Genomic DNA, 1,754 nt, shown 5'->3' with positions numbered 1-1,754 from the left:
CTTCAGGCTTGCGGCCGAGCTTCCGCGGCAACCACCGCCGGCGGCAGGATTTCCGGCTCCAGCGTTTTTTGCTCTTCCGGCAGCTTGAGCAGCATCTTGAGCAGGCGCGCGATCGTTTCACGCATTTCCAGCCTGGATACGACCATGTCGACCATGCCGTGCTCCATCAGATATTCGGAGCGCTGGAAGCCATCGGGCAGTTTCTCGCGGATCGTCTGTTCGATGACGCGCGGTCCGGCAAAGCCGATCAGCGCGCCGGGCTCGGCGATGTGCACGTCGCCCAGCATGGCGTAGGAGGCGGTCACGCCGCCCGTGGTCGGGTTGGTCAAAACGACGATGTAGGGCAGGCCGGCTTCCTTCAGCCGGTCGACACCGACCGTTGTCCGAGGCAATTGCATCAGGGACAAAATACCTTCCTGCATGCGGGCGCCGCCGGAAGCAGCAAACAGGATCAGCGGCCGCTTGCGCTGCAGGGCCACTTCGAAACCGTGCACGATGGCGTCGCCGGCGGCCATGCCGAGCGAACCGCCCATGAAGGCGAAGTCCTGCACCGTGACCACAACCGGAAGACCCTCGACGGTGCCCAGCGCATTGATGATCGCGTCCTCAAGGCCGGTCTTGGCCTTGGCGTCCTTCAACCGGTCGACATAGCGCTTCTCGTCGCGGAATTTCAGCGGATCCTGCATGACCTTGGGGTTGTCCAGGGTCTCGTATTTGCCGCCATCGAAGAAGAATTTCAGCCGCTCCTTGGCCGAGATCTTCATGTGATGACCGGACGAGGGAATGACGAACTGGTTCGATTCCAGGTCCTTGTGGAACACCATCTCGCCGGTCTCCGGATCCTTGATCCAGAGATTCTCGGGCATGTCGGTGCGCCGGCCGAGCATCGAATTGATCTTCGGGCGAACGTAATTGGTGATCCAGTTCATCGCTTCGGCTCCTGTCCTGACGAAGAGTTGCTAATGCATGTCGCCCAAAAGTGGGAACCGGTTCTGGGATAACGGCATGCACAAGACCTGACGTAGGGAAACTATTCGGCAGCAGCAAGGCGGGCCGAGCGCACGCCTTGCGCTAGGCCGCTGACCAGCGTGGCGACGGCCTCGGCCGGATCGGCGGTCTTCTCGCCCTTCGGCCCCAGCACATTGGCCACCGCATTGACGATCGCGGTGCCGACGACGACGCCGTCGGCATTGGCGCCGATCACCCGGGCCTGCTCGGCGGTCTTGACGCCGAAGCCGACGCAGACCGGCAGGTCGGTGTGGCCCTTGATGCGCTTGACCGCCGCCGCCACCTTGCCGGTGTCGGCCAGTGCCGAGCCGGTGATGCCGGTCATCGACACGTAATAGACGAAGCCCGACGTGTTCTGCAGCACCTTGGGCAGGCGTTTGTCGTCGGTGGTCGGCGTCGCCAGCCGGATGAAGTTGATGCCGGCTTTCAATGCCGGAATGCACAGTTCCTCATCCATCTCCGGGGGCAGGTCGACGACGATCAGCCCGTCGATGCCGCTGGCGATCGCGTCCTTGAGGAAGCGGTCGACGCCATAGATGTAGATCGGATTGTAGTAGCCCATCAGCACGATCGGCGTTTCATTGTCGCCAGCGCGGAAGTCGGCCGCCATCTTCAGCGTCTTGGCCAGCGTCTGGCCGCCTTTCAGCGCCCGCAAGCCCGCCGCCTGGATCGCCGGGCCGTCGGCCATCGGATCGGAGAACGGCATGCCGAGCTCGATAATATCGGAACCTGCCGCCGGCAACGCC

At 63.2% G+C, this 1,754-nt stretch carries 2 protein-coding genes; both read right to left on the bottom strand.

Features of this window, described 5'->3' with window-relative positions; all coding sequences use genetic code 11:
- Positions 1 to 2 precede the first annotated feature (2 nt).
- Positions 3 to 929 carry an acetyl-CoA carboxylase, carboxyltransferase subunit beta gene (gene accD, locus EN994_RS29850; RefSeq protein WP_013528321.1) on the bottom strand — a complete coding sequence of 309 codons (927 nt, stop codon included), beginning with the start codon at positions 927 to 929 and terminating at the stop codon, positions 3 to 5.
- Between the two features lie 101 nt (positions 930 to 1,030).
- On the bottom strand, positions 1,031 to 1,754 hold a 724-nt coding region (gene trpA / locus EN994_RS29845), incomplete at its 5' end, for a tryptophan synthase subunit alpha (protein WP_127308075.1).

The organism is Mesorhizobium sp. M7A.F.Ca.CA.002.09.1.1 (assembly GCF_003998555.1).
Taxonomy (GTDB): domain Bacteria; phylum Pseudomonadota; class Alphaproteobacteria; order Rhizobiales; family Rhizobiaceae; genus Mesorhizobium; species Mesorhizobium ciceri.
Note: the sequence above shows the minus strand (reverse complement) of the source record. Positions and strands in the feature narration are given on the sequence as shown.

Excerpts from the sequence above, each read along its gene's own strand:
- accD (WP_013528321.1), bottom strand. The coding sequence starts at position 929 with ATGAACTGGATCACCAATTACGTTCGCCCGAAGATCAATTCGATGCTC.